Raw genomic sequence first — 4885 nt, 5'->3', positions numbered from 1 at the left:
CTTTGCGTTCGTTCATTATTGGTGCCAATATTAAATTTTAAAAAAAAATGAAAAAGTCAGTAATTTTCCTAGTTATACTCAGCGTCGGCTGTTTGTCTAATAGTTGCTCTAATGAATTTATAGAAGTGGCTCCCACTGAAGGCATAGCGAAAGCGGATTTACTAACTATCTATAATACTAACGAAGGAGCAAAAAGTTTTGTGACTGCCATTTATAGCAAGGCACTAGACTGGAATACGACCTCATTCTCATGGATTGGATTGTCAAGCATAACTTCTGATGATGCGGACAAGGGATCTGATCCGGGAGATACGGGCAATGATAAAGACAAATGTGATGCACTTGCTTTAGATGCCAGTTCACTTTCGATTCAAGAAGTTTTTGAAGGGAATTACCAAGGAATAAACAGAGCTAATATCGCTTTAAACTATCTTCCAAAATTGGATAAAGTTGATGCTTCCCTCAGAATTCGGTTAACCGCAGAAGCAAAATTCTTAAGAGCTTTGATGTATTTTAATTTGGTGCGATGTTACGGAGGTGTACCAATTGTTGATCATGTTCCGCTGCCTTCTTCTGTAGAGGATAATGATATGGTATTAATTCGTAAATCCAAGGAAGAGGTTTACGAATTTATAATAGGTGATCTATTGGGTGCCATTGAAGGGCTGTCCGAAAAATCAGGGTACGCGGCAGCTGATTTGGGAAGGGCAACAAAAGGCGCTGCCCATGCTTTACTGGCTAAAGTATATCTGTATCAAAGCGATTGGAGCGCAGTTAAAGAGCAATGCGCCGCTATAAAGGCATATGATTTGGCGGCAGATTACGCTACAATTTGGAGAGAAGTTGGTGAGGATAATATCGAATCTATTTTTGAAATCAGGGGATATGGTGGAAATCCATCCCAAGGAGTCGCAGGATACTGTTACACACAAGGTGCTAGAGGAACAGGCGGATGGGGATGGGGTTTCAATATACCAACTCAAAATTTGATTGATTCATATGAGCCGGGGGATAAAAGAAAGGATGCAACCGTTATTTTTGCCGGCGAGACGATGTGGGATGGAAGGATTGTTTCAACTTTTGTCTCAAATCCAAGATATAATGAGAAAGCCTATGTAAGCAACACAATGGAAACATTCAATAATGTATGGTTCACCACAAAAAACATACGAGTTTTAAGATTTGCCGAAGTATTATTAATGCAAGCTGAAGCCGCTAACGAAATTGGATCAGGTGATGTTATCGGTCCGCTAAATAGGGTCAGAAACAGAGCTGGTTTAGGAAATACAACCGCTATCGGAAAAGAGGGTTTACGGGAAGCCATTAGGTTGGAACGGAGACATGAATTGGCATTTGAACATGACCGATGGTTTGACATTATAAGAACTGGGCAAGCAAAGGACGTCATGGCTGCTAACGGTAAAATATTTATTGTTGGGAAAAATGAATTATTTCCGTTGCCACAAAAATTCATCAAACAAGCGGCAGGTAAATCATTGCAAAATGCTGGTTATTAATTCATTAAATTAAAATGTAATTAATATCAACGCTACAATTAACTTTTTCGTTTCTACACCGAATTAGGATACATTATTTTAAAACTTAAAAACCCGCAACTGACACTCAACTGAGATATAGCAAACTATGCATTTGTCTATCTTATAGAATGCCCCTTTTAGGGCTATATAAGCATTGATGAAGTACTGGTAATAGGTTTTATTGTCAAAAATGTAAAAAAAATCTCAATAATTTTTTATTCGCTCTATAAAAAAAAGCAGGTTTTTATATAGATAACATTTTTTTTGCGCCAATTTTCAAGATAATTGCAATACATCATTGCTACATCATGAGGAGTCGATTTCTTTATCACTAATTCCTGTAAATACCTGTAAAAAAGATGGTTAAAGTTGTTTTTTATTTTTTGATGTGTTTATGTAGTAATTCCGTTTTGACTACTACAACGTTGTAATTGCCTAATTTGGCACCACTAACTTTAACAAACTATTAATACATGAGAAATTTTATTTTTAGCTTTTTAGCACTAATTCTACTTCCGGCATATATGTCAGGTCAAGTAATTAAGGGAAAAGTATTAGATAAAAATGGTGTGGGGATTCCGGGAGCAATTGTAGTTGCTGTTGACTCTAAAACCAATGCTGATACAGATTTTGATGGAAATTTTGAGATTAACGCCAATGTTGGCGAGATGTTAAAAGTCACAATGTTGGGTTTTGAAGCGACATCTGCGAGTGTGACTGGATCTCTAATGACAATTGTTATGCAGGAATCCGAGGACACAGCATTGAAAGAAGTCGTAGTTATCGGGTATGGGACTGCAAAAAAACGTGATTTGGCCGGGTCAATTGTACGGATTGAAGGTAAAACGGTGGCTGACAAGCCTAACTCGAATCCAGTGGCTTCTTTACAAGGTAAAGTCGCTGGATTATCGGTGGTAAACTCAGGAAGGCCTGGCCAGGAACCGGATATTAGAATTCGAGGGACAGTGAGTAGAAACCAAACCAAACCTTTATATGTGGTTGACGGAATTTTCAGCAATGATATAAGTTACATCAATTCTAACGATATAGAATCCATCGAAATTTTAAAAGACCCATCTTCTTTGGCTATTTTTGGTGTCAGGGGAGCTAACGGAGTTATTCTTGTTTCGACAAAACAAGGAAAAGCAGGCAAATTGAGTGTCAATTTTAATTCGGCGACAGGAGTAAAAACAATTGTAGGTAAGCCAAAATTAGCAAATGCAACATTATTTAAACAGTTGTACGACGAGCAGAGAGTAAATGATGGCGCTCCTCCGTATTCTTTTTATAATTTGTTTACGGGTGATACTGACTGGATTGACCAACTGGAAAATAAAGGTGCTGTAGTACAGAACTCGAATTTGAGCATACAAAGCGCCAGTGAAGCAAATAAGTTGAGTTTAGGCTTTGGATATTTGAAGGAAGATGGAGTAATACGAAATGAAAAATTTGAAAAAATCACGTTTAATCTTAATGACGAGGTCAAAATAGTGGAAAATTTCAAAGTGGGAATGGGATTAAATGGGATAAAATCAAAACTTCCGGTTGGTAACAATTTTGGTTCTGCATTAAATGCAACTCCAATCGTTAGCCCTTACAATCCAGATGGCATCTATAATCAATTGCCAAGCCAAATTGGAGGTGCGCAAATAGGTAATCCGTTGATTCCTGTTAATGAAGAATCAAATACCAAGATTAATGAACAATATAGATTGGTTGGGAATGTTTTTGCGGAATTAAAATTTTTCAAGGATTTCACATTTAGGGTAGGATATTCGGGAGATATGGACGTTAGAAAAGGAAGAAGTTATGTGCCTTTAATCGACGTTTATGCGGCTGAAAGTAATGAAGTTACCCCGTATTCTGGGAGAATCTTGACAAGTGTGTCGCAATACAATACGACTGTGCAAAACTTTCAACAAGATTATTTATTAACTTATAATAAAAAATTTGGGGAGCATAGTATAACCGCATTAGCTGGTTACAATTCTTATCAAGAATATTTGGAAAGCATTAGCGGTTCAGTAACTCAAAACAAAGGAGGAGAACCGATACCAAATGATCCTAGATGGTGGTATTTGAATGTATTCCCTTATGGAGATCAAGAAACAAGAATTTCAAATTCTGAGCAGTGGGAAAGAGCAACCACTTCTAATTTATTCCGTGTATTATATAATTACCAAGGAAAGTACATCGTAAATGGTTCATTTAGAAGAGACTCTTCTTCTGAGTTGCCAAAAGATACCAGAGATCAAAATTTCTGGTCTATTGGGGCAGCGTGGGAAGTAGGAAAAGAAAAATTCATGGAGACCAGCGGTATTAATTCCTTGAAAATTAAAGGTTCTTACGGGGAGTTGGGAAATCAATACAATGCCGTTCACTATCCTTATCTGCCTAATTACACTACAGGAGCTTCGGCCGTATTTGGGTCTACATTAGTACCCGCTTTTGTGCTGGCTTATAGAAATACGGATAATTTAAAATGGGAAACTGTAACGTCTTATGAAGGAGGGTTTGAATTAACCACTTTTAAGAACCGTTTAAAATTGGATGCTACTTACTACAATAAAACCACCAAAGATTTGTTGGTTTTTGTTGAACAAGGAAATGAGAGATTCTACACAAATGCTGGTGAAATCGAAAATAAAGGATTTGAATTTTCAGCTTCTTGGGATGAAAAAGTTTCGGATAGATTTGCGTATTCTTTTAGCGGAAACATGACTACACTTAATAACAAGGTAAATTCAGTTTTTGAACCTGGATATGAAATCTTTCAAGGACCAACCCGCACAAGTGCCGGAGATCCTATCGGTTCTTTCTATGGCTATGAAGTGGAGGGAATATACCAATCTTATGCCGATGTTTTAGCCTCACCGATAAGTACTTTGGGAAGCTATGGCCCCGGTGATTTTAAATACAGAGACATTAATGGCGATGGGAAGGTAACTACGGATGACAGGAAAGTAATTGGCAATCCAACGCCAGATTTCACCTATGGTTTAAGCACCAGTGCCACTTATAGTAATTTTTCATTAGCGATTGATTTGCAAGGAGTTTATGGCAACGAGATTTGGAGAAATTGGGGTAACGGAAGCACTTTTGCACAATTTAATTACAGAGAAGCAAGAGAGGACAGATGGACTGGCCCGGGAACTTCCAATTGGGAACCAAGATTGTCGGAAGCTTCGGGATACAACAAATTAAATTCTACCTATAATGTCGAAGATTGTAGTTACATTAGAATAAGAAACATTCAATTGGCCTATGACTTCAAACCATTCAGCATAAAAGAGGTCAATATTCAGACTATGAAATTGTACTTGAACGCTCAAAATTTATATACTTGG

2 protein-coding genes are annotated in these 4885 nt (G+C 37.4%); both read left to right on the top strand.

What is annotated here, in order from left to right:
* The first annotated feature begins 47 nt into the window (after positions 1-47).
* On the top strand, positions 48-1517 hold the full coding sequence (locus VIH09_RS06630) for a RagB/SusD family nutrient uptake outer membrane protein (RefSeq protein WP_331579141.1): 1470 nt from the start codon (positions 48-50) through the stop codon (positions 1515-1517).
* A 494-nt stretch (positions 1518-2011) separates the two neighbouring features.
* Positions 2012-4885 (top strand): TonB-dependent receptor (locus tag VIH09_RS06625; RefSeq protein WP_331579139.1); only part of this gene is annotated, 2874 nt, incomplete at its 3' end.

The organism is Flavobacterium sp., from assembly GCF_036515215.1.
In the GTDB taxonomy this organism is placed as follows: domain Bacteria; phylum Bacteroidota; class Bacteroidia; order Flavobacteriales; family Flavobacteriaceae; genus Flavobacterium.
Note: the sequence above shows the minus strand (reverse complement) of the source record. Positions and strands in the feature narration are given on the sequence as shown.

Coding starts and splice junctions, on each gene's coding strand:
- VIH09_RS06630 (WP_331579141.1), top strand. CDS start 48: ATGAAAAAGTCAGTAATTTTCCTAGTTATACTCAGCGTCGGCTGTTTG.